The sequence below is a fragment of the Alkalicoccobacillus porphyridii genome (assembly GCF_007293315.1).
In the GTDB taxonomy this organism is placed as follows: domain Bacteria; phylum Bacillota; class Bacilli; order Bacillales; family Bacillaceae_D; genus Alkalicoccobacillus; species Alkalicoccobacillus porphyridii.
Genome location: NZ_VLXZ01000001.1, coordinates 144,603 through 166,880, shown reverse-complemented (window position 1 = coordinate 166,880; position 22,278 = coordinate 144,603). Strand labels below are relative to the sequence as shown.

Below are 22,278 nucleotides of genomic sequence, written 5' to 3'. Positions count from 1 at the left end.
TGACTGGATCACTTTCTTTAAATTATAAAATCAAAAGCTAGGAGTGGAGAATATGGCACAAAATCAAACGGGAAAAGAGCCCGTTGTACCCGTTAAACCTCGCTTTAATAAGCCATTTAAACGCCCGAAAAGACTTCGGACAGGGTATGAGGAAACAGCAGGTTATGCATTTATTTCCCCCTTTATTATTGGGCTTGTTGCTTTTACAATGTATCCCATTATTTATTCTCTTTATCTATCATTTACCGACTATGGAATGGGTGGAGAATACAGCTGGATAGGCTTTGGTAACTATGAACGAATGTTCACCACAGATGATACATGGAGACAGTCATTAAAAGTTACGTTTCTTTACGCGGGGACAGCGGTTCCCATTCGACTTGTCTTTGCATTAATGGTAGCGGTTGCACTTAATAAAATTGTTGAAGCCGTTGGTTTGTATCGTACGATGCTTTACCTGCCGTCAGTTGTAGGAGGCAGCATTGGTATCTCAATTATGTGGAGACAGTTGTTCGGTAATGATGGAGCATTCAACTCAGTCTTAGCATCTATTGGATTACCAACACATTCATGGTTAGGTGATCCGGGTACAGCCATCTGGACGCTTGTTGCCTTATATGGCTGGCAATTTGGATCTTCGATGTTGATTTTCCTAGCTGGTTTACGTAATATTCCTAAGACTTTTTATGAAGCTTCCTCTGTGGATGGAGCCAAGCCTTGGCAGCAATTCTTTAAAATTACGATTCCTTTATTAACGCCGGTGATCCTATTTAACACGATTATGCAGACGATTCAAGGATTCATGGCCTTTACGCCGAGTTTCATCGTCACAAATGGTGGACCTATGAACAGTACATTACTTTATGTTCTGTATATGTACCGCCGTGCCTTTGAATTCTTTGATATGGGTTATGCATCTGCGATGGCGTGGGTCATGCTTATTATCATTGCAGTATTTACAGCTGTAATTTTTAAAAGCTCTGATAAATGGGTTCACTATAACGATTAATAAAGGAAGGAGAATGAGCAATGGATACAAAACGCAAGAAGTTTATTAAAAAAATTATTCAGCATGTCTTAATGATTATCTTCACATTAATTATGCTTTATCCTTTAGCATGGATGGTCATGAGTTCATTTAAACAGAGCTCTGACGTTTTTGTTGATGCACACACCTTAATTCCTAGAGAATGGGCCTTTCATAATTTCACAGAAGGATGGCAAGGATTTGGTGGGATTACGTTTACAACCTTCTTTAGAAACTCATTTGTTATTACCATCATTGCAACAATCGGAAGCGTTATTTCATCAACATTTATCGCATACGGTTTTGCGAGAATTAAATTTACCGGAAAAAAATTGTGGTTTGTCTTAATGATGTTAACATTAATGCTGCCTTATGAGATGGTTATGATTCCCCAGTACGTAATGTTTTCAGGATTTGGTTGGATTGATACGTACCTACCATTAATTCTTCCTACTTTTTTTGGAGTACCATTTTTCATCTTTTTAATCATGCAGTTTATTAGAACGATCCCAACTGAGCTTGATCAAGCAGCAAAAATTGATGGATGTAATACATTTTCTATCTTCTTCCGAATTATTGTGCCATTAGTCGTTCCGGCTATGATGACAGCTGCGATCTTCTCCTTCTATTGGAGATGGGATGATTTTATGGGACCATTAATTTATTTGGTCACACCGGAAAAATATCCTGTATCATTAGCATTAAAGCTGTTCTCTGATCCAAGTGCAGTGACGAACTGGGGGGCTATGTTTGCGATGACAACGGTTAGTATTGCGCCGGTGTTTATCATTTTCTTTATCTTCCAGCGCTACATTGTAGACGGAATTAGTACAAGTGGATTGAAGTCTTAATTATGTAAGGAGACGATGGAATGAAACGTTATGCCGTATGTGGAGTAAGTAATCGTGCGATTGGAATGTTTATTCAACCTATGTTAAATACGTTTACTGCTTCATCCGAATTAGTAGGATTGTTAGACTATGATTCAAAGAGGTTTCGTTTAACAAAGGAAAAGCTACCGCAAATAGAACATGTAAGAGAGTATAAGGAATCGGAATTTGAGCTTATGGTTCAGGAAACAAAGCCAGATGTAATCATTGTCACAGGTAGAGATGATACCCATGTTGACTATATTATTAAAGCTCTTGAACATGATTTAGACGTCATAACAGAGAAACCAATGGCTACAACTGCGGCGGATTGTAAGCGAATTATGGATGCTGAAGAGAAAAGTAAAGGGGAGGTAACGGTTACCTTTAACTATCGGTATAGTCCCTTCCACACCAAAATTAAGGAAATGATTCTTGAGGGAAGGGTTGGCAGAGTCACTTCTGTCGACCTGAACTGGTACATCGACACGTATCATGGCTCAAGTTATTTTCAACGGTGGAACCGGAAGCGAGAATTTTCCGGTGGGCTTTCTATTCATAAGAGCTCTCATCACTTTGATCTCATTAATTGGTGGCTCGACCAAACTCCAAAAGAGGCCTTTGCTTTTGGGGCACTAAATTATTACGGGCAAGATAGCGTTCATAACCCTAAAAAAGAAGACGGTCGTGTGTGTGCTACCTGTAATCTGCAGCTGCAGTGTCCATATTATGCACGTTGGAATTCTAGAAGCAACAGTATGAAAGTGAAGGATGATCACATTCAATCAGATAAAAGCAGAAAGGATCAATATACGAATTACAGACCAGATCAATGTATATTTGATTCAGAGATTGAAATTGAAGATACCTACACAGCGACTGTACGTTATGATCAAGGTGCTTTGTTAAGCTACTCCATTAATTTTTCGTTGCCATATGAAGGCTATCGTCTTGCTATTAATGGTACAGAAGGAAGAATTGAAACAAAAGAGATTCACGCACCATCCCGTGTTCCATTTCCGTTTGAAGAACAGAGCATTGATTACTTCCCATTGTTTGGTTCGAAGGAAACGATCCATGTGGTCCAACGCGAAGGTGGGCATGGAGGCGGGGATCCAGTGATTCAAGAGGATTTATTTATGGGGCCTGATCCAACGCGTTCATACGAGATCTTATCGGGTAGCCGAGATGGAAGCTATGCCGTAGCCACAGGTGAAGCTATTTGGCGCTCAGTTAAGGAGAAAAAGTCCGTTCATATTGACGAGCTGTTAAAGCAAACATCAACACATGTATAGATTGAACAGATAGGAGAGGGTCATAATGGAGATGAATCGACTGTTTACAGGGATTTATAATCTCTGCAAATGGATTACGTATTTTTTCTTGCTTAATCTTTATTGGGTAGGAGGAACATTAATTGGTGGAATTGTATTTGGACTTATGCCAAGTACAACAGCAGTTTATGAGATCGCGAGAAAAACAGCTGCAGGGGAAGAAGAAATCCTCCTTTTTAAAACATTCTGGTCTGTGTACCGCCAATCGTTTTTTCGCTCAAATGGAATCGGTCTAGTCATTTTGGTTCTCTCTCTTATCTGGTATATCGATTTTATGTTCTTTAGGCATATTGAAGGTACATTTCATTCTGTCCTTCATATTATGATGATTGTCATGGGCATCTCTCTTGGCATGATGCTGCTGTATGTATTTCCGGTTCTTGTTCATTATCAAGAGGGCGTGGTTGCCACTATAAAAAAAGCCTTATTTATTGGTTTTCTACAGCCTGCAAATATGGTTTTCTTATTTGCGAGTATACTCTCTACGTATTATTTTCTAATCTTTTTACCTGGTCTCATCCCGCTATTTGGAGTCAGTTTTATCATACATGTGAACATGTGGATTGCTTATAAAGGGTTTGAACGCTTACAAGAGATTCATAAGAAAAATCAGCAAAAACAAGCATCATCTAAGCAGGTATTAACCTAAATAAAAAGTCGAACGGAGTGTGGGACATACACTTCGTTCGACTTTTTTTATTATGAATCAACCGTTTTCATTATAAGGATAAAGGGAATAGATTAGCATTATTCACAAAAAAGGAGGAGATTACAGTGTTAGAGAAGAAGACGTTACGTACATCAGATAGAGACAAAATGATTGATGTCACCCGAGAGGTTGTAGATGTGGTAAATGCTTCTCACATAAAGAATGGCCAAGTTACAATCTATTGTCCACATACAACGGCTGGCATCACCATTAATGAAAATGCAGATCCGGATGTAAAGCACGATATGTTGATGCGGTTAGATGAGGTGTACCCATGGGAACATAAAAATTATCGTCATCTGGAGGGCAACAGTGCAGCTCATCTTAAGGCTAGTACAGTAGGGCCATCTCAAACTGTGATCATATCTGAAGGTGAAATGATTCTAGGGCAATGGCAGGGTATCTATTTTTGTGAATTTGACGGGCCCAGAACCCGGACTTATTACATTAAAGTAACAAAAGATGAATAGACTGAGGAGGAATTATGATGAAGGCAGAGGTTGTTTGGAAAGCAAAGGCACAGCTTGGGGAAGGGCCTTTTTGGGACGAAGATAAAGAGGAGCTTCTTTGGGTAGATATTGATGGATGTAAGTTGAATACATACTCACCAGCCAGCGAGGAAAATACACAGCTTTCCTTTGGCCAGAAGGTTACTGCGGTAGTCAAACGTAAGAAAGGTGGGCTTTTACTCGCCATGACTGATGGAATCTATACCTTTGAGGCGGATCGTTTAGAAAAAGTGGCTTCACCTGAAAAAACCGTTCCGTATCATCGCTTTAATGATGGAAAGTGTGATCCCGCAGGACGGTTTTGGGCAGGAACGATGGTAACAGAGGGACAAACTAAAGATGCTGCCCTGTATAGAGTAGATACAGATTTAACGTGTGAAAAGGTGTTAGGAGATATTCAGATATCCAACGGCTTAGCATGGGATGTATCTCATCAACGTATGTATTATATTGATACCAAAACACAGCAGGTTGTATCGTATGACTACAATCTAGAAACGGGAGAAATTACAAACAAAGATGTGGTTTACACATTTCCAGAAACCGATGGGCATCCGGACGGTATGACAATTGATGAGGATGGCATGCTTTGGGTCGCCATGTATAATGGCTGGCAGGTCATTCAAATCAATCCACTCACAAAAGAGAAACTTGCAGCCATAGAAGTTGGTGCTAAATGTGTAACCTCTTGTGCGTTTGGTGGAGAGGATTACCAAACTCTATTTATTACCTCTGCATCAAGTGGAGATGAAGCAGATCCTTTAGGAGGTTCACTCTTCGCGGTAAAAACAAATTCAAAGGGCTTTAAGCCAGATGAATTCAAAGGTTAAGATTCATTTGTGCTGTCAACACTAAAGAGACGATCATCGTCTCTTTTTTTTACATGAATCGTCATAAATATTTGTATCTAAACTATGCTACAATTCATACTAGACGTTTTTTCAGTTGATGGCACAGGAGGAAAAGATGGCAGAAACAAATTTGATGCGCGGTACAAAGGTTTTGACCGTGGCAACACTTGTCTCAAAAATTTTAGGTTTTATCTATGTTGTTCCCTTTTCTGCCTTAGTTGGTCAAACGGGGTTAGGGCTTTATTCATATGGATATACACCCTATACAATTCTTTTAAGCTTAGCAACGCTCGGGTTTCCTTTAGCCGTTTCTAAGTTTGTCTCTAAGTATCAATCCCTTGGAGACTATGATACGGGGTATCGATTATTTAAATCAGGTCTAGTTGTGATGAGTATAACTGGATTGATTGCTTTTTTGCTGCTTTTTTTTATGGCTCCAGTTATTACCCCTTGGATCCTACCGGATGAAGCGGCAGGAGTAAACTCCTATGAGGATATTATCTTCACCATTCGTATGGTGAGTGTTGCCCTATTGATCGTACCAATAATGGGTATGATACGGGGGTATTTTCAAGGCTGTCATTCCATGATGCCAACCGCTGTATCTCAAGTTATAGAACAGATTGTACGTATTGCATTTATTTTAGCAGCCGCCTTTTTAATTATGAATGTATATGATGGAAATATTGGACTCGCCGTGGGCTTTGCTACGTTTGGTGCATTTGTTGGTGGGTTAGCAGGTTTAGGCGTATTATTATATTATTTATTCAAGAACCGGAAGAACATGCTTGGAATGGCGCGCACAAAGACGGCAGAAAAACCTTTGCCTCTAAGAGCGATGTATAAAGAATTAATTAGCTATGCCATTCCATTATCTATAGTAGGACTAGCCATCCCATTCTTTCAACTAATTGATACAATGACTATCAATGGTGCCCTTTCAAGAATCGGGATGGGTGAGGTTTCAGAGAATTACATTGGGGTTTTAACACAATCTGCTCATAAAATTGTCTTAATTCCGATGGCGTTAGCTACTGCTTTATCTGTTACACTTGTACCAACGATTACAAATGCTTATACAGCAAATGATCCGAATCGATTACAACAATTAATTACACAAACATTTCAGCTTATATTATTTATTTCTATTCCTGCAGCTGTTGGTTTATTTGCCTTGTCTGACCCGATTTTTGCTGCGCTATTTGGTTTAGAGGACTTAGCAATAGGTGGGCAGACCTTGCAATGGTATGGCCCAATTACACTGTTCTTTTCTCTTTTTTCCGTAACAGCGGCAATTTTGCAGGGCATTAATAGACAGATGCTTGCAATCACAGCTTTAGTAGCTGGTTTAGGATTAAAGCTTTTATTAAATACGTTCTTAATGCTTGCAATTGGACCAAATGGTGCCATTCTTGCTACGTATATTGGTTTTACAGCTGCGATTTCAATTACAGTATGGGGAATCGGAAAGTATACCGGATTTTCGTTTGCATTAATCTTAAAACGATTAGGCTGGATGCTCGCTTTTGCTGTCATTATGGCTATCTCTGTAATGGTTATTGAAACGGGGTTAAGTCTGACTTTTCCTTTAACAACGAGGTTTAACAGCTACATTCTTTCTGGACTCGGAGCGAGTGCAGGGGCCATTGTCTACGCATTTTTAGCATATCGTACCCGATTAGCTGAAATCGTACTTGGACCGCGATTTAAGAGACCCGACTAAAGAATTAGATTATTTGCGTCAATCACGCACAATTTTCAACATGGTATGACAGCTTCATCCTCTTTTTCATTGGTGCAGGCTCTGCTATAATAAAGGAACTGATTATGTTCGGGTAAAGTGGGGGAGGCAATGAAATATTCGTTTATCAAAGATAATGACTGGTTGCTGATCATAACAGTCTTTGCATTAGCCTCTTTTGGTGTGCTGATGGTGTTTAGCGCAAGCTATGTGGAAGGGATCTATAGTGCTTCTGGGGATCCATACTTCTATTTGAAGAGGCAGTTTGTCTGGTTTGTGTTGGCTTCTGGTTTGTTTATTATCTTTATGCATTTAAATCACCAGCTTTACAAAAAGCTCTCACCTGCAATTATTGGGGTATCCCTACTTCTATTAGTAATGGTCTTAATCCCTGGCTTAGGCGATACGGGTGGAGGAGCACAGCGCTGGCTGCAGCTCGGTCCGATTCGACTTCAGCCCTCTGAATTTGTAAAACTGGGTGTTATCATTTATTTGGCACAAGTGTACTCACAGAAACAAGTCTATATACATAATTTTGTCCGTGGCGTATTACCTCCGCTGATTGTTGTTGGTATAGTCTTTGTTTTAATTATGAGGCAGCCTGACTTTGGGACGGCTGTATCACTATTATTGGTGACTCTATTTATTATCTTTTTGTCTGGAGCAAGATGGATTCATTTAGTTGGACTTGGTGCAGTGGGGGGATCATTGTTCGCTGCATTAGCTGTCTCAGAATCCTACCGTTTTGCTAGGTTAACCTCCTTTGTAGATCCATTTGCAGATCCAATGAACAAAGGACTACAACTAATTCAAGGCTACATAGCCTTTGCACATGGCGGCTTAACAGGAACAGGGCTTGGAGGCAGTGTTCAGAAGCTGAAGTACTTACCAGAGGCACATACCGATTTTATTCTAGCCATTGTTGCTGAAGAACTAGGTATTCTGGGCGTTCTATTTGTACTCGGCTGTTATGGTGTTTTACTATTTAGAGGAGTTGTAGTTGGCACTCGTTGTCGTACTCCTTTTGGAAGTTTACTGGCGTTTGGGATTGTTTTTCAATTAGCCATTCAGGTTGTCTTTAACATTGGGGCAGTAAGCGGGTTGCTTCCAATCACCGGGGTCACCCTACCTCTTGTGAGTAATGGAGGATCCTCCCTATTAGTGACCATGATTTCAATTGCAATCCTTTCAAATATCTCTCGAAGTACCATTCGTCAAAGACGAATGAAAGAGGAACATGATGAGGATATTCAAACGGCCTGATAAAGGAATAACCATACATTTTGGAGGCTCAGTATGCAGGAAAGAAAATCAAGCCTTCAACAGCTTGACTATACATTATTGTTTTTACTGTTTATCTTGATGTGTATTAGTTTACTTGCTATCTATACCAGCTCTGGTCAGTATAATGTGGATCCAAGTTACTTTGTGATTCGCCAAGTAATTTGGTTTATCATCGGTGCAGTGATCATTGCTGGCGTCATGTTTATAGATTATGACTTTTTCAAAAACTTCACCATACCCGTTTATGCACTTGGTATGGTTCTACTACTCGCTGTTGAGTTTTTTGGTGTATACCGAAATGGGGCTCAGCGGTGGATTAATTTAGGTGTGACAGAAATACAGCCATCAGAATTTATGAAGATTTTTCTTATTTTGGCGCTTGCACACCTACTGTATAGATTAACGATCGATCGTAAAGATACATCGATCCAAGGAGACCTTGTGCTTCTCTTAAAAGTGCTTGCTTTAGGTGTCCCTCCTTTTTTCCTGATTTTAAAGCAACCTGACCTTGGTACGGCACTAGTTATTGCTAGTATTATTGCAGTCATGCTACTTATGTCGGGAATTAGATGGCGAATCTTATTCTTCCTACTCTTTATGGTTGTTTTTGCAATTGTTGCTCTAGTATGGCTGCATAACAATTACTTTGATTTTTTCACTATATTTATTCAGCCACATCAGCTGGATCGTATTTACGGCTGGCTTGATCCGGATGGTGATACGTCAGGTATTGGCTATCAGCTTAATTTAGCCTTACAAGGCATTGGTTCGGGGCAATTCTATGGTAGTGGTTTCATGCAGGGTGTTCAGACACAAAGTGATACGCTACCGGAAATTCATACGGATTTCATCTTTGCTGCAATTGGTGAAGAGTTTGGTTTCTTTGGCGCCATGATTTTGATCGTAACCTATTTCTTATTATTTTATCGTATGATTATGATTGCACTAACTTGCAACAACTTATACGGTTCTTACTTAGTGGCTGGTGTCATTGGCCTTTTAGTCTTTCAAGTCTTTCAAAATATCGCAATGACGATTGGATTAATGCCGATTACTGGTCTAGCGCTTCCATTTATCAGCTATGGAGGAAGTGCACTCTTATCAAATATGCTGGCGATGGGCATTGTCTTAAATGTTAACATGCGAACAAAGCACTATATGTTTGAAACCAAAGAAACAGCTGCGAACTAAAGCGGCTGTTTTTTTCTTTAAACATCATCCTCATAAAATGGACTGGGCAAACAAGAAGGAACTAGCTATAATAAAAGAAGGAGTTGGTAATATAAGGTGGTTTTAGAATGGTAAAGGCGAAGCTGGATTATAATATTCTTTTTTTATTATTCTTATTTATGGCGATTAGCTGTTTTTACATATATGAAGCGCAGCAATTAGAGCAATACTATGGGAACTTTGTTATTAGACAGTTTGTGATTTATATTGGGGTGTTTTTGTTAGTTATCGCCATGTCATACATAGACATTGATTATATTAAGCAAAGTCAGTGGGTGATTTATGCATTCGGAATCATCATATTAGTTGGTTTGCTTATCGTGCCAGGGAAATTTGTGATGACCAATGGAGGAGCAACTCGTTGGTATAGTCTTCCTGTTATTGGTTCTTTTCAGCCTGCTGAGCTGACAAAAATCTGTCTGATTCTTACCTTCGCTTACTTAGTTGAAAAGCATAAGGATTGGTCTACAAAGTGGAAAAGTGATCTTTGGCTTTTAGTTAAATTAGGGTTGGTTTGTTTACCCGTGCTTTTGCTCTTGCGACAGCAGCCTGATATGGGTACCGTAATGCAAATAGCTGCTATTTTTATGGCTATTATTATTGTCTCAAAAATAAGTATGAATTGGATTCTACCTGTTATATTCATACCAGTGACAGTTATCGTTGGTTTTGTGTTTACATATCATACAAGGTTAGACCTTCTAGAAAGATATTTCTTTGTCTATTTAGAAGGCTATCAAGAGAGACGATTTCACGGCTGGTTGAATCCAACTGAATATGCTGATGAGGGGCATCAAGTAAACCTTGCGATGCGTGCGGTTGGCTCTGGACGATTAAGTGGTTTGGGTATGGATAATAACAGCTTCTTTATACCAGAGGCTCACACTGATTTTATTTTCTCAATCATTGGTCATACACACGGATTTGTAGGAGCATGCTTTCTTATTTGCATTTACTTTATTCTTTTGTATCAGATTGTTATGATTGGCTTTCAATCGACTAGTCAATTTGACTTAAGTGTTTGTGCAGGAGTGGCCGGGTTGTTCACCTTTCAAATCTTTCAAAATATCGGGATGAATGTTGGCTTATTGCCAGTAACGGGGTTCTCCTTGCCTTTTGTCAGTTATGGAGGGAGCTCATTAATAACAGCAGGTTTAGCTCTAGGCTTGGTATTGTGCGTAAAAGCCAATCGAAAAGAGTACATGTTTGAGAAGTCTGAAGAATAATAAAGAGGTGCTACTATTCATGAGAATGGATAAACTTCTTGCAGACTCAGGATATGGGTCTAGAAAAGAAGTCAAAAAAATATTAAAAACGGGACTTGTAACTGTTGATGATAAAGTAATAAAGGATGCAAAATATCAGGTGAATCCGAATGATCAAGAGATTAGAGTAGGGGAAGATCTCGTTGACTATCGTGAGGAAGTATACCTTATGCTAAACAAACCACCAGGAGTTATTTCGGCAACAGAGGACTCATTACATCGTACAGTTTTAGACCTGTTAAGTAATGAGTGGAGAAGCTATAAGCTTTTTCCTGTGGGTAGATTAGATAAAGATACAGAAGGACTGCTTTTATTAACAACGGATGGGGAGTTCTCTCATCGCCTCATGTCACCACGCCGTCATGTTTCCAAGTGTTATCAAGCGAAGATTGAGGGACTTGTGACAGAGGAAGACGTAGAAGCATTCTCTAAAGGAGTTCAACTTGATGATGGTTATATGACAAAGCCCGCAGAGCTTGTTATCACTGAATCTGCTGACATGTCATATATAGAATTAACGATTACTGAGGGGAAATTCCATCAGGTGAAGCGCATGTTCAAAGCACGTGGGAAAACAGTCATTACACTAAGACGAAAATCTATTGGCAAGCTAGAGCTCGATCCGGAGCTTAAACCAGGAGAGTATCGAGAGCTCACATCAGAAGAGCTACAATTATTTTAAATGAAGCAAAAGAGACCGAGGCATACTGTTATGCCTCGGTCTCTTCATCATATAGAGTTTCAATTACGAAACTCGCGTCTTTTTGTTTGTAGTACTCCACTTACCGCGAGTTGGGCTAGTCACAAGCTTGTTGTACTCCAGTACATTTAAATCGCGTTGGATGGTCCGTTGAGTAATTCCGAACTCTTCAACTAATTCATTCGTCGTGACGGTCCCCCTTTGTTTAATGTAGAGGTAAATGGACTTGATACGAGTCAGCATGCGATCAGTTGAAGTTTTCAAAACACCACTCCTTATACATAATCATGACTAGATCCTGTTGCTAAATGTATGCAGTGAATTCCTGCATCATGCACGGTTCTTTAATGATTGATAAGTCAGGGATGTGTGTCTCTCTATCAGAGGAATGAGTCTAATGTAATATGATTATAGTCAGACTATTCATCCTCTTCCCTAGACGCCTATATTATATAAAAGCCTGTCTACTTTAGCAAGTGTTTAATTGTGTATAATTATGTGTTGGGTAAAAAGCTATAGAAATGGAATTAGCTGATTACAGATAGATACGTGGCGCATGATAAGGATGAGAAGGATTAACAATAAGAACTGAGGTGGTTTGTTAAGAAGGCGCAGAGAAGGGTATTAACAAAAAGGAGCAGTTTAGCAAGAGCCAGAGCGACTTACCAAGACTAAGGGCAGAAGAGCAAGAAGAGAGGAAGAATGACCAAGAGTCACGGCGTCTTACTCAAACTGAAACAGACGAACAACTGATGTCCGCCTGTTCCCGAAAATTCATGCATCCTTTACTCAAAAGCAAACAAATCTGTGGATAGGTATCTTTCACCTGTGTCGCAGGCGATGGCTACTACGGTATCTTCTGGTGAGAGACGATTAGCTACTTCTAAGGCGGCATAGCACGCTGCACCAGATGACGGACCGACCAATATACCTTCTTCTCGTGCTAATGCTCTTGTCACGTCATAGGCATCTTCGTCACTTATTTTTAGGATTTCTTGATAAACGTCTGTATTAAGAATCGGGGGAACAAATCCTGGGCTCGTGCCTACAAGCTTATGTGGACCGGGCTTTCCTCCAGATAATACAGGGGATCCTGCAGGTTCTACCACGTGTATAGAAATATCAGGGTATATTTTTTTTAATTCTTCACCAGTTCCTGTTACGGTACCGCCTGTGCCTGAGGCTGCTACAAAAGCAGAGAGGCTGCGTTCAATACCATCAAGAGATTGTTTTATTTCAAGTGCCGTTGTTTTGCGGTGGGCATCAGGATTTGCAGGATTCTCAAATTGCATGGGCATAAAGCTATTTTCAATCGACGCGACGAGTTCATGTGCCTTTTTAATCGCACCGGGCATTTTTTCGTCTCCATCCGTTAATACGACCTTGGCCCCGTATGCTTTTAATAGATTAATTCGTTCTTGTGACATGGTGTCAGGCATCACAAGGATAGACTTATAACCTCTGGCTGCGGCATTCATGGCAATACCGATACCAGTGTTGCCGCTAGTTGGTTCAATAATAGTGTATCCTGGCTTCAATAGACCTTCTTTTTCAGCTTGAAGAATCATATAAAAAGCAGCTCTATCTTTAACGGAACCACTAGGATTTTGACTTTCCATTTTTAAATAAACAGCAGCACCATCTTGATGAGCAATACGTTGTAAGCGTACCAACGGAGTACGACCTATAAGTTCTGCTGTATTTTGAAATACATTCATTCTGACACTCCCTCTTTAAACAAAAGCTAAAGATAGTTTATCATATGTAGATGGAGAAATTGCACCGTTTTGATTATCGGCTTATTTGAAAAGCTAGAAAGTAGGAAAATAGTTGCGAAATCATTATTTTATAGCAATCCCACTTCCCGAACCCTTTAAGGAAGAGATTCATGGCACTTTGAAAGGTACTTGGTCATCAGATGCTTTTAAGAAATGGGTTCACCCAAGTGATTATCACCTTACTTTAGTGTTTTTAGGAGATGTGGCTCCAGAACGTCTAGAGGAATTGTTAAAGAAACTCAAAGGAACCCTAAGAAGCGTCCCGCCCTTTCATCTAAACATTGACGAGACGGGTATATTTGGTCAATTAACGCAGCCACGAATTTATTGGCTGGGACTTCAACTCAGTGAAGCACTTCAAACATTGCAGCAGGAAGTACTGGAGTGTGTGAAGGAAGAAGGGCTGGAGGTAGATACTAAACCTTTTAAACCACATATTACTCTTGCACGTAAGTGGAATTTGCAGGCACCATACGGTCATAAGTCTTTAGGACTTGCAGAACGAACATTTGAGGTATCTAAGATCTTTTTATACCAGACTGCGCCTCAGAAAGAACCTAAGTATAGGCCGATAAATCAACTGTTATTGGGTGATGCCTGATGGGGAAGTATATCCTTCAAATCCTCTTTCATCTCGTTGTCCTCAGTTTGTTCTTATTTATAGGTAACTTTTTGCAAAGTTTTTTAAACATCCCGTTTCCAGGGAGTTTACTTGGAATGATTTTATTACTTATAGGATTAATCACAAAAGTCGTACCTGTACGCTATGTCGATACAGGGGCTTTATTTATATTAAAGCATCTTTCGTTATTATTTATCCCGCTTGTTGTTGGAATTATTACGTTTCCATTTTTATTTACGTTAGAGGGTTTTAAGTTAATCTCCATTTGTATCATTAGTACAATCATGGTTATCTATTGCTCAGGGATTGTGAGTCAAAAGTTAGCAAAAAAGAGAGAAGAAGCTTCATGATCATTCAATTAACCCTTTTAGTAGGGATGACTGCATTAACTGTGTTTGCATACATGATTGCTAGATGGCTGTATATTCGGCTCCCATCTCCATTTTTACTACCTTTAGTAACCAGCACTCTCATTGTAATTATTTTTATATTTCTCACAGGTATTGATTTTGAGCTATACCATAGAGGTGCAGGCTGGTTGGAGCAATTAATTGGTTTGGCAGTTGTTGCTCTTGCATTTCCGCTCTATAAACAGATGCATATTCTTAAAGCTTATACCAAACCGCTTTTACTTGGCACTGCTATAGGGTCATTGGTTGGAGTTGTTAGTGCCCTAATCTTAGCAAGTCTAATTGGCTTAAATGAAGAGATCATTATCTCTTTGTTACCAAAATCCGTAACAATGGCCGTGGCTGTCGACTTAGCTATTGCAGCAGGTGGTGAATCTTCATTAACGGCTATCCTCGTCACTGTGGCAGGACTCACTGGTACCATACTTTATCCTTACTATAATCTATGTCGTATCCATCACCCTATTGGACAAGCGGTAGGCGTTGGTAGTGCTTCACATGCCATAGGAACAGCAAAGGCACTAGAAAATGGTGAGCTAGAGGGAGCTGTTAGCACAGTGGCGATGACATTATGTGCAATCATGGTCTCAATCCTCATGCCACTAAGTTTATGGGTGTGGTTTGATCTATTGAGGTGAAGAACCGAATAGGTTGTGAGTGTGGTAAAATAGTGTAATAAAGCTCGCGAGTAAATGAGTCGCAAGTAGTCTACGGGAGGTGGAGCTGTGGCTCATATTATTAGGATAAAAGAATGTCAGTCAAGATATCAAACAGACTTGCAACGTTACCCCAGTCAATTTACAAGAATAAAAAAAGAGAGATGGCACTATTTGCAGGAGAGCTGGCAGCGAGAGTTTGCAGAAGGACTGCGCCTAGAATATGAGGACTTAAACGAGAAAGCTTCTATCCTTACATTATGGAACAAAGCTGTTAGCCAAGTTAAAAGGATCTCTACCTCAGAATCAGCTGTAAATGAAAAACAAAGAAAAGAAGATGCATTTCAGGTGCTAAAAAAACAGTACAAACAAGAAATTTTTGAGATGCAGCTTCTTTGGGCCGGGGTTAAAGTGAATGAGCCAGGTGAGCAGTTCGATTTAGCTGAACTAAGTCAGGATAAGTGGCTAAAATGGCTGGCACTGGAGCTCCCTGATAATTGCTTTGTGTTCTATAAACCAGTCATGTATGTGAAAAGAGCAGAAATAGAGCTTGATGTGATTGTCATTAGTCCGGCAGCGATTTATTGCTTAACTTTACTAAAGGGAGACCCTTTAAGTGTATTTGAGGCTACCTCAGAGCGTTATTGGGTAGAATACATTCATCAAGAGAGGCGGAATAGGCTTAGTCCAATCCCAACGCTTGAACGGATGGCGAAAATCCTTAATCAGCTACTGGCTGATCATCAGCTTGATTTGCCGATACAAAGCTTTGTGGTGGCCCCCGAATCCATTATAGATAACCGAACAAATGGTCTAAAGTTTGAATGCTTAGATAAAAGAACGTTCGATGCTTGGAAAATGAAGCTGGTACAATCACAGGTTCCTCTAAAATATCAGCAGGTAAAAGCGGCAGAATGTTTGTTAAAGTATTGTGAACCAAATAGATCAAACGAGACATCATCTTAAAAATATTTCCTGGAGCATTGAAAGCATAGATGTGGGCACGTATAATAAACAATTGGATTCAACGTGACCGTGTGAGTAATTGAGATGTCCACGTAAAAAAAGAGAGGAGAGAATAAGTAATAATGAGGGCGGGAAACAATCTTCAATATTACGATGTAAAGCCAGAGGACTTTACTTGGTATCTCCGACAGGTGCCAAACTGGCTTGGAAGTAAGGAATATATGATTGAGCTAGAAGGAATAGATGGCTGTGTCAGCTTTGGTGATACAGTAAAAGAGGCGAAGCAAGGTTTGAAGTCAGCCTTATCCCAATGGATGACACGTTACGGAGAGTTCTCCTTGCCCGTACAATCAGAAGGAGCCCATCTCATTCATCTTATACCTGAAATGACAAATGTAGAAGTCCAATATATAAATGAAGAACTTCAGAAGCTGATATAGTACTATAAAAAGAACCGAGCGATTGTGTGAGATCAACACAATCGCTCGGTTCTTCTATGTTGAAACGTAAGTGCTAGGACACGCCTTGGAAATACTCTCGCCCTTTCACTAGAAGCGGACGTCTAAGAAAAAACAACTGTTTTATTTCCATGGATAATAACTCGGTCCTCGTGATGCCACATAACCGCTCGTGCAAGTGCTACACGCTCCACATTTCTACCAGCTATACGAAGGTCTTCACTGGAGTAACGATGATTTACCCGCATAATATCCTGTTCAATAATAGGACCTTCATCCAAATCATCGGTTACATAATGAGCTGTAGCCCCGATTAGTTTAACGCCTCTCTCAAATGCTTTTGCATAAGGATTTGCCCCAATAAAAGCAGGTAAAAAGGAGTGATGAATGTTAATGATTTTATGGGCAAAGGTTTGCACAAAGGTTGGAGATAGGATTTGCATATATCTTGCCAAAACGACAAAATCAATATCGTGCTCCTTGATTAACTCGATAGCTCTCTTTTCAGCCTCTTGTTTTTTCCCTTTTTCTACAGGGATGTGATGAAAAGGAATGCCATAAGATTCAACTTCTTTTTGGTGATCTGCGTGGTTGCTAATCACTAATGGAATCTCCACGTGCAATTCATTCGCCTTCCACTTCCAAAGAAGCTCGAGCAGACAATGGCTTTCCTTTGAGACGAAAATAACCATTCTTTTTTTGCGAACAGCCTGTTCCATTCTCCAGTCAAACTGAAAATCTGCGGCAACTTTTTTGAACCCTTCTTTAATTTCTAGAAAGCTGTTTCTTTCAGTTGACCAATCAAATTCAATCCTCATAAAGAACATGCCGCCCTCTGGATCGGTAGTATATTGATCGGATTGAACAATATTTGCCCCCTGCTGCTGCAGGTAGCTTGATATAGAAGCAACAATGCCTGGTTGATCTGAACAGGCAACCAGCAATCGACCTCTATTATCAGGTATTAAATGCGTCATGATTTTCCCTCCACGATATGAGTACCAGAAATAAAGTAGCGCCTGAGTTTTTTATCTACATAGGCTAAGCAAGAATTGCGTATAAGTAAGCGTGAATAGGTTTATCATTCCTTTAATCAATTATGATATGTAAGTGAATGATTAATGCGAATGCTAGGAAGGAGCTTTTCTTATTGAAGCAAATCCAACAGAGTGCTGTCAATTCTATTTTGAAGGATGCTACCCTACAGACGATGGAACAAGTGAGAATAAGATGCTCTAGAAAAGTATGTGTAGAAGAAATAAATCATTTTAAGCTCTTGTGCAATGGAGAGGTTCTACCCACATTCATATTGGATTCAGAAGGGGAGCAAGTAACGATAAAGCTTAAGGTGCCATTTCCGTTTGCAGAGCCAGTGTATGTAGCTCTTAACAATGAACATTGTCCTGTATTTATTAATGAGGTAGTTCGAACAAAAGAATTTGACTCCACATTTTACTATGCGGCTAACGATCTTGGGGTGCGTTATCTGAAAGAGCGAAGTGACTTCGCCGTTTGGACACCAGTGGCTCTGAGGGTTGAGTTAGTATTATATCGACAATGGTATGACCAGACGGGGGAAGTGTTACCTTTACTACGTGATCGTTTTGGTGTTTGGCGCATAACGATTGATGAAGATATACGAGGCTATTGCTATCAATATCTGCTTACACATGTCGATCGTACAGAGCTTGTCGTGGATCCGTATGCTAAATACCTTTCAATAAATGGGCAAAAAGCGATTATAGATCAATGTGACAATCACCAACCACATATAGAGGTAGAGTCACTACCGAAGGAGCAAGCCATCATTTATGAATTACATGTGCGTGACTTTACTAAAGACCAGGCTAGTGGGGTTCGGCACAAAGGCAAATATCAAGGGTTAACAGAAGTGAATACAACGAATCCTCATGGTGAATGCACAGGGTTAGACTATTTAGCGTATTTAGGTGTGACACACGTACAAATCATGCCTGTTTTTAAGTTTGCAAATGTAGAAGAAAGTAATCCAGACGAGGCTTACAACTGGGGGTACGATACGACTCATTTTTTTGCCCTCGAAGGCAGCTATTCAGATAATCCTTATTCTGGAGTCGCTCAAGTGAAAGAATTTAAAGAGCTAGTTAATAGTTTCCATAAAAATGGGTTAAGAGTGATTATAGACGTCGTATATAATCATTTGTTTCAATGGGAGAATACCTCGCTCGAGAAGCTTGTGCCGGGCTATTTTTTTCGATATTCAGAAGACGGCTTGATTAGTAACGGGACAGGGGTAGGGAATGATCTTGCTTCAGAGCGACGGATGGTCGGCAAACTTCTAACTGATTCTGTTTGCTATCTCATTTCAGAATTTAAGGTGGATGGCTTACGTTTTGATTTAATGGGCATTATTGATATCAACACAATGAAGAGTATTGTTCATGCAGTAAAATTGTTAAAAAAAGATGTCTTACTTCTTGGAGAAGGATGGCGTATGCCAACTCATCATCCAACAGATCAATTAGCGACTATAAAAGAAGCGGCCCGCCTTCCAGCTGTATCATTTTTTGATGATCAATTTCGTGATATGGTAAAAGGCTCGATCTTCACAGTGAATAGCAAAAGTTTTATTTTATCTGGTGTGGAACCATCTAGTCTTAAAGAAATCATTAGTGGTGGGCCTTCCCGGTATGTGTCTCCATCTCAGGCTATTCACTATGCAGAAGTTCATGATAACCAAACTCTATGGGATCATCTTATCAAACGAATGGAGCTTAAGAATAGGGAGGAAATTGAAAGCTGTCACAAGCTCATTACAAGTATCGTACTACTCTCTCAAGGAATTCCTTTTCTACATGCTGGTCAAGAGTTTTGTCGAACAAAATTTGGTCATGAGAACTCATTTCAAGCTCCTGATTGGATCAATCAAATAGATTGGTCAAGAAGATCTGAGTATAGTCACTTTGTAAATTACGTAAGAGGACTAATTCAAATTAGGCGAGCTCAGCCTGTCTTTACTCTCCCTTCTTTTGAAGAGATAAACCGTCAGTTAACTTGGCTTATAACAGAGCCAACGTATATTGTTTATCAGTTGCAGCCTAATTCAGTAAATAAAAATCAATGGAAAAGGATCTTAGTTATACACAATGCATCAAGAGAATCTAGAGCTTTACATTGTGAAATTGAAGGTTTATGGCAAGTTTGCGTTGACGAAAAAGCTGCTTCTTTGGTACCATTGTATTCACTGCGTGGGGAACAGATTATGGTTCACCCACTGTCAACTATGATTTGTTATCAATAGCAAATTGGCAGAGCCAGACATGAGAGTAGCTCTGCTTATTTTAGGTTGATTTTAATAGAAACGTGCTTGGTTCATAGGACTAAATACGCTATACTAACTTAATGAGTATAAATTGTTTAAATGAAGAGGAAATTGAAGGTGAATGGGTTGGAAATGTTTTTAGGAGATGGCTGGGAAGTTCAACCAGCCGGAGGTGCAACTGGAGAAGCATATGTAGCCCGGCATGGTGACCAGCAGGTCTTTTTGAAACGCAATTCTTCACCTTTTCTAGCTGTTCTTTCAGCTGAAGGCATTGTTCCAAAGCTGCTTTGGACAAAACGCTTAGAGAACGGAGATGTCATTACGGCTCAAAGATGGGTTAAAGGTCAAGAACTGAAGGCTCATCAAATGAAAGATTCCCAAGTAGCGAGTCTACTGTCTACCATTCATGGTTCAAGCGAATTATTGGATATGTTCAAACGAATTGGAAATGAGCCACTCATTCCTGAGGTAATGCTTGAGAATTTGCATATTCAAACAGAGCTAGCAGGATTAACAACAAAGATCATAAAAGCGGGAATGGAGTTTCTTGGTCAAGAAATTCATAAGGTAAAAGACTTCCCAAGTGTTGTCTGTCATTGTGATATCAATCATAACAATTGGATTATTGATGATGCGACTGATAATTTGTATTTAATTGACTGGGATGGTGCAATGGTTGCCGATCCTGCCCTTGATATTGGGTTGTTGTTATACTCTTACATTGCCGAACAGGATTGGGCTGAATGGTTAGATCATTACGGGATAACGCTTGATCGTTCTCTAAGGGATCGAATGCACTGGTATGTGGTTGCGCAAACCATCACGCTTATCACCTGGCATTACGAAAGAGGACAGCCTGAAGAGGCAGCGAAATTTCAGGATTACTTGATTACTCTTTTATAAGATATCAAAGCTCATCCTTTATTGGATGAGCTTTGAATGTTATTTCCTGAGAAATGATCTGTTATCCTGTCGTATAGTCAGTGCTTAGTGAATGGACCCAGTTGCTTACATCCTGTGAAAAAGGTCGATTATCTAATTGGTGTGACTCTTGTATCTGCTGGAGCGTTTGTAATAAGCCAGGGTTTATTGAAGGATCACGTGATAGGCTTTGCAGAAGCCGCTCAATTTGGTGCGCTTCTCCATCTGTCATGTACTGTTCATCTGATTGATTTTGTAAAAGGTCACACAGTAATTGAATTTTATGAGAATTTGAGAGGGCCATATCCAATCTCCTTTATGGATGATGGTGTTAATGTGTCCGAAAAATACACGTTTATACGAAACGGTTGATCTGGAGGAAATGTTATTATGAGATTGCGTCACAAGCCATGGGCAGTAGAGGAGTTAATGAAGAGAGATCATATTGTTATTCAAAATCCTCAAAGCATAGCAGGAAAGTGGAAAAGCCACTTCGGGGAATTTAAGAAGCTTCATGTTGAGGTTGGCACAGGCAAAGGGCAGTTTTTGAAAGGCATGGGTGAGCTTCATCCCGATACGCTGTTTGTAGGGGTAGAAAAATATCAAAGTGTTTTATATACAGCTATGGAAAGAGTCGAAGAAGCGGGACTAAACAATGTGAAGCTACTAGCAGAAGATGTATCCAATCTTTCCGATTTCTTTGCAGAAGGGGAAGTGGACCAATTTTACATAAACTTCACCGATCCATGGCCAAAATCACGTCATGAAAAGCGGAGATTAACCTATAATTCATTTCTAGCTCTTTATGAGCGCCTTCTTGTGAAAGAAGGAGAAGTTCATTTTAAAACAGACAATCAAGGACTGTTTGAGTATTCCTTACACAGCTTCTCTCTCTATGGAATGATACTAAATCAGGTAAGCTTAAATTTACACGAGAGCGGTATAGAAGGAAATGTAATGACAGAGTACGAGGAGAAATTCTCAAAGAAAAATATGAGAATTTATCGATGCGAAGCGAAATATAGAGGGTGAAATGAGGACAAAATACGTGCTCATTAAAGCTTGCCGACAACATCTACTAAACGTTGTCGGCAAGCTTTTTTTAATGGTGCAGTCATACATAAAAAAAAGCCTATCAACCACCTCAAGTATTGAGAGATGCTGTCGACAAGCTCCATCCGAAAAGCATTTATTTTTCGGTTTTTTCATTAATTATGATTGAATTAGTTCTAATAACGTGCCGTTTTTAGTTTCTACAATAAAATCAAATTGCACGGTACCTTCAGGAGTAGAGGTAGAAATGCCACCACGATACACCTCATATTGAAGACCAAAGCGCTCAACCTTTTCTGGGTTCATGTGAATCCAAGAGCCGCTAATTGTATGCTGGGCAGAGGCCGTAGCTTTTGCTTTTTTTAGTGCTTTCTCAGGTGAAATCCGTTCTTTGGTAATGGTAGGGCGTAGAAAAAAGCCTAATAAAAATCCAAGTCCTAGTCCAATCGATAGCTTCTTCATGCTTTTATTCATTCCTCTCTTCAACGGGTGAATAATTGTAATCATACCAGTAGTTCGCTTTCTCTGCAAAGCTCGTCTCCTAGAGGATATCATAATAAAGCTAAAAGATGTTGACAGGATAAGAAAAGTAGC

Annotated in this window: 24 protein-coding genes; 19 read left to right on the top strand and 5 right to left on the bottom strand. The window is 39.8% G+C overall.

Going from position 1 to position 22,278, the window contains the following annotated elements; genetic code table 11:
• The first annotated feature begins 52 nt into the window (after positions 1-52).
• The 11 genes from FN960_RS00775 (at position 53) to FN960_RS00725 (ending at position 11,501) form a co-directional block, all read left to right on the top strand.
• Positions 53-1,009 (top strand): carbohydrate ABC transporter permease, encoded by a 957-nt coding sequence (locus FN960_RS00775; RefSeq protein WP_143846467.1) that lies wholly within the window; start codon positions 53-55, stop codon positions 1,007-1,009.
• Between the two features lie 20 nt (positions 1,010-1,029).
• A complete protein-coding gene (locus tag FN960_RS00770; protein ID WP_143846466.1) occupies positions 1,030-1,878 on the top strand; it encodes a carbohydrate ABC transporter permease in 849 nt (282 codons plus the stop codon).
• 20 nt (positions 1,879-1,898) lie between these two features.
• Positions 1,899-3,191 (top strand): Gfo/Idh/MocA family protein, encoded by a 1,293-nt coding sequence (locus FN960_RS00765; RefSeq protein WP_143846465.1) that lies wholly within the window; start codon positions 1,899-1,901, stop codon positions 3,189-3,191.
• 25 nt (positions 3,192-3,216) lie between these two features.
• Positions 3,217-3,879 carry a YesL family protein gene (locus FN960_RS00760; RefSeq protein ID WP_143846464.1) on the top strand — a complete coding sequence of 221 codons (663 nt, stop codon included), beginning with the start codon at positions 3,217-3,219 and terminating at the stop codon, positions 3,877-3,879.
• Between the two features lie 125 nt (positions 3,880-4,004).
• The gene (locus tag FN960_RS00755) at positions 4,005-4,409 is read left to right on the top strand and encodes a secondary thiamine-phosphate synthase enzyme YjbQ (RefSeq protein ID WP_143846463.1); all 405 of its coding nucleotides are present in this window, start codon (positions 4,005-4,007) and stop codon (positions 4,407-4,409) included.
• A gap of 14 nt (positions 4,410-4,423) precedes the next feature.
• A complete protein-coding gene (locus FN960_RS00750; RefSeq protein WP_143846462.1) occupies positions 4,424-5,278 on the top strand; it encodes an SMP-30/gluconolactonase/LRE family protein in 855 nt (284 codons plus the stop codon).
• A gap of 136 nt (positions 5,279-5,414) precedes the next feature.
• Entirely contained in the window at positions 5,415-7,022 is a 1,608-nt protein-coding gene (locus tag FN960_RS00745; RefSeq protein WP_143846461.1) for a putative polysaccharide biosynthesis protein, read from the top strand.
• 129 nt (positions 7,023-7,151) lie between these two features.
• Positions 7,152-8,303 carry a putative lipid II flippase FtsW gene (gene ftsW, locus FN960_RS00740; protein ID WP_143846460.1) on the top strand — a complete coding sequence of 384 codons (1,152 nt, stop codon included), beginning with the start codon at positions 7,152-7,154 and terminating at the stop codon, positions 8,301-8,303.
• Positions 8,304-8,336: 33 nt separating this feature from the next.
• The gene (gene rodA / locus FN960_RS00735) at positions 8,337-9,515 is read left to right on the top strand and encodes a rod shape-determining protein RodA (protein WP_143846459.1); all 1,179 of its coding nucleotides are present in this window, start codon (positions 8,337-8,339) and stop codon (positions 9,513-9,515) included.
• Positions 9,516-9,622: 107 nt separating this feature from the next.
• Positions 9,623-10,780: an FtsW/RodA/SpoVE family cell cycle protein gene (locus FN960_RS00730; RefSeq protein ID WP_143846458.1), complete on the top strand. Its 1,158-nt coding sequence runs from the start codon at positions 9,623-9,625 to the stop codon at positions 10,778-10,780.
• 19 nt (positions 10,781-10,799) lie between these two features.
• Positions 10,800-11,501 carry a pseudouridine synthase gene (locus FN960_RS00725; RefSeq protein ID WP_143846457.1) on the top strand — a complete coding sequence of 234 codons (702 nt, stop codon included), beginning with the start codon at positions 10,800-10,802 and terminating at the stop codon, positions 11,499-11,501.
• Positions 11,502-11,564: 63 nt separating this feature from the next.
• Here the strand turns inward: FN960_RS00725 and FN960_RS00720 are convergent, their stop codons facing one another.
• Positions 11,565-11,783 (bottom strand): DeoR family transcriptional regulator, encoded by a 219-nt coding sequence (locus FN960_RS00720; protein WP_143846456.1) that lies wholly within the window; start codon positions 11,781-11,783, stop codon positions 11,565-11,567.
• A 521-nt stretch (positions 11,784-12,304) separates the two neighbouring features.
• Entirely contained in the window at positions 12,305-13,237 is a 933-nt protein-coding gene (cysK, locus tag FN960_RS00715; protein WP_143846455.1) for a cysteine synthase A, read from the bottom strand.
• Between the two features lie 112 nt (positions 13,238-13,349).
• Here cysK and thpR point away from each other — a divergent pair, with 112 nt between their 5' ends.
• From thpR to FN960_RS00690, 5 genes are all read left to right on the top strand, one after another.
• Positions 13,350-13,898, top strand: coding sequence for an RNA 2',3'-cyclic phosphodiesterase (thpR, locus tag FN960_RS00710; RefSeq protein ID WP_143846454.1), 549 nt, complete (start codon positions 13,350-13,352; stop codon positions 13,896-13,898).
• Positions 13,898-14,269: a CidA/LrgA family protein gene (locus FN960_RS00705; RefSeq protein WP_143846453.1), complete on the top strand. Its 372-nt coding sequence runs from the start codon at positions 13,898-13,900 to the stop codon at positions 14,267-14,269. Before thpR ends, FN960_RS00705 begins: the two co-directional genes overlap by 1 nt.
• Positions 14,266-14,967, top strand: coding sequence for an LrgB family protein (locus FN960_RS00700; RefSeq protein ID WP_143846452.1), 702 nt, complete (start codon positions 14,266-14,268; stop codon positions 14,965-14,967). The genes FN960_RS00705 and FN960_RS00700 overlap by 4 nt, the downstream gene beginning before the upstream one ends.
• Positions 14,968-15,054: 87 nt before the next feature.
• Complete coding sequence (locus FN960_RS00695) at positions 15,055-15,951, top strand: nuclease-related domain-containing protein (protein ID WP_143846451.1); 897 nt, start codon at positions 15,055-15,057, stop codon at positions 15,949-15,951.
• Between the two features lie 122 nt (positions 15,952-16,073).
• Entirely contained in the window at positions 16,074-16,391 is a 318-nt protein-coding gene (locus tag FN960_RS00690; protein WP_143846450.1) for a type II toxin-antitoxin system HicB family antitoxin, read from the top strand.
• Positions 16,392-16,513: 122 nt separating this feature from the next.
• Here the strand turns inward: FN960_RS00690 and purU are convergent, their stop codons facing one another.
• Positions 16,514-17,386 (bottom strand): formyltetrahydrofolate deformylase, encoded by an 873-nt coding sequence (gene purU, locus FN960_RS00685; RefSeq protein ID WP_143846449.1) that lies wholly within the window; start codon positions 17,384-17,386, stop codon positions 16,514-16,516.
• Between the two features lie 173 nt (positions 17,387-17,559).
• Here purU and pulA point away from each other — a divergent pair, with 173 nt between their 5' ends.
• Positions 17,560-19,689 carry a type I pullulanase gene (gene pulA / locus FN960_RS00680; protein ID WP_185970848.1) on the top strand — a complete coding sequence of 710 codons (2,130 nt, stop codon included), beginning with the start codon at positions 17,560-17,562 and terminating at the stop codon, positions 19,687-19,689.
• Between the two features lie 147 nt (positions 19,690-19,836).
• Positions 19,837-20,613: a phosphotransferase family protein gene (locus tag FN960_RS00675; RefSeq protein WP_143846952.1), complete on the top strand. Its 777-nt coding sequence runs from the start codon at positions 19,837-19,839 to the stop codon at positions 20,611-20,613.
• A gap of 61 nt (positions 20,614-20,674) precedes the next feature.
• On the opposite strand, the gene FN960_RS00670 is transcribed toward FN960_RS00675, so the two are convergent.
• Positions 20,675-20,935, bottom strand: coding sequence for a YtzH-like family protein (locus tag FN960_RS00670; RefSeq protein WP_143846447.1), 261 nt, complete (start codon positions 20,933-20,935; stop codon positions 20,675-20,677).
• A gap of 86 nt (positions 20,936-21,021) precedes the next feature.
• On the opposite strand from FN960_RS00670, the gene trmB reads away from it, so the two are divergent.
• A complete protein-coding gene (trmB, locus tag FN960_RS00665) occupies positions 21,022-21,663 on the top strand; it encodes a tRNA (guanosine(46)-N7)-methyltransferase TrmB (protein ID WP_143846446.1) in 642 nt (213 codons plus the stop codon).
• A 180-nt stretch (positions 21,664-21,843) separates the two neighbouring features.
• On the opposite strand, the gene FN960_RS00660 is transcribed toward trmB, so the two are convergent.
• Positions 21,844-22,215: a PepSY domain-containing protein gene (locus FN960_RS00660; RefSeq protein ID WP_260681881.1), complete on the bottom strand. Its 372-nt coding sequence runs from the start codon at positions 22,213-22,215 to the stop codon at positions 21,844-21,846.
• Between the last annotated feature and the right edge of the window lie 63 nt (positions 22,216-22,278).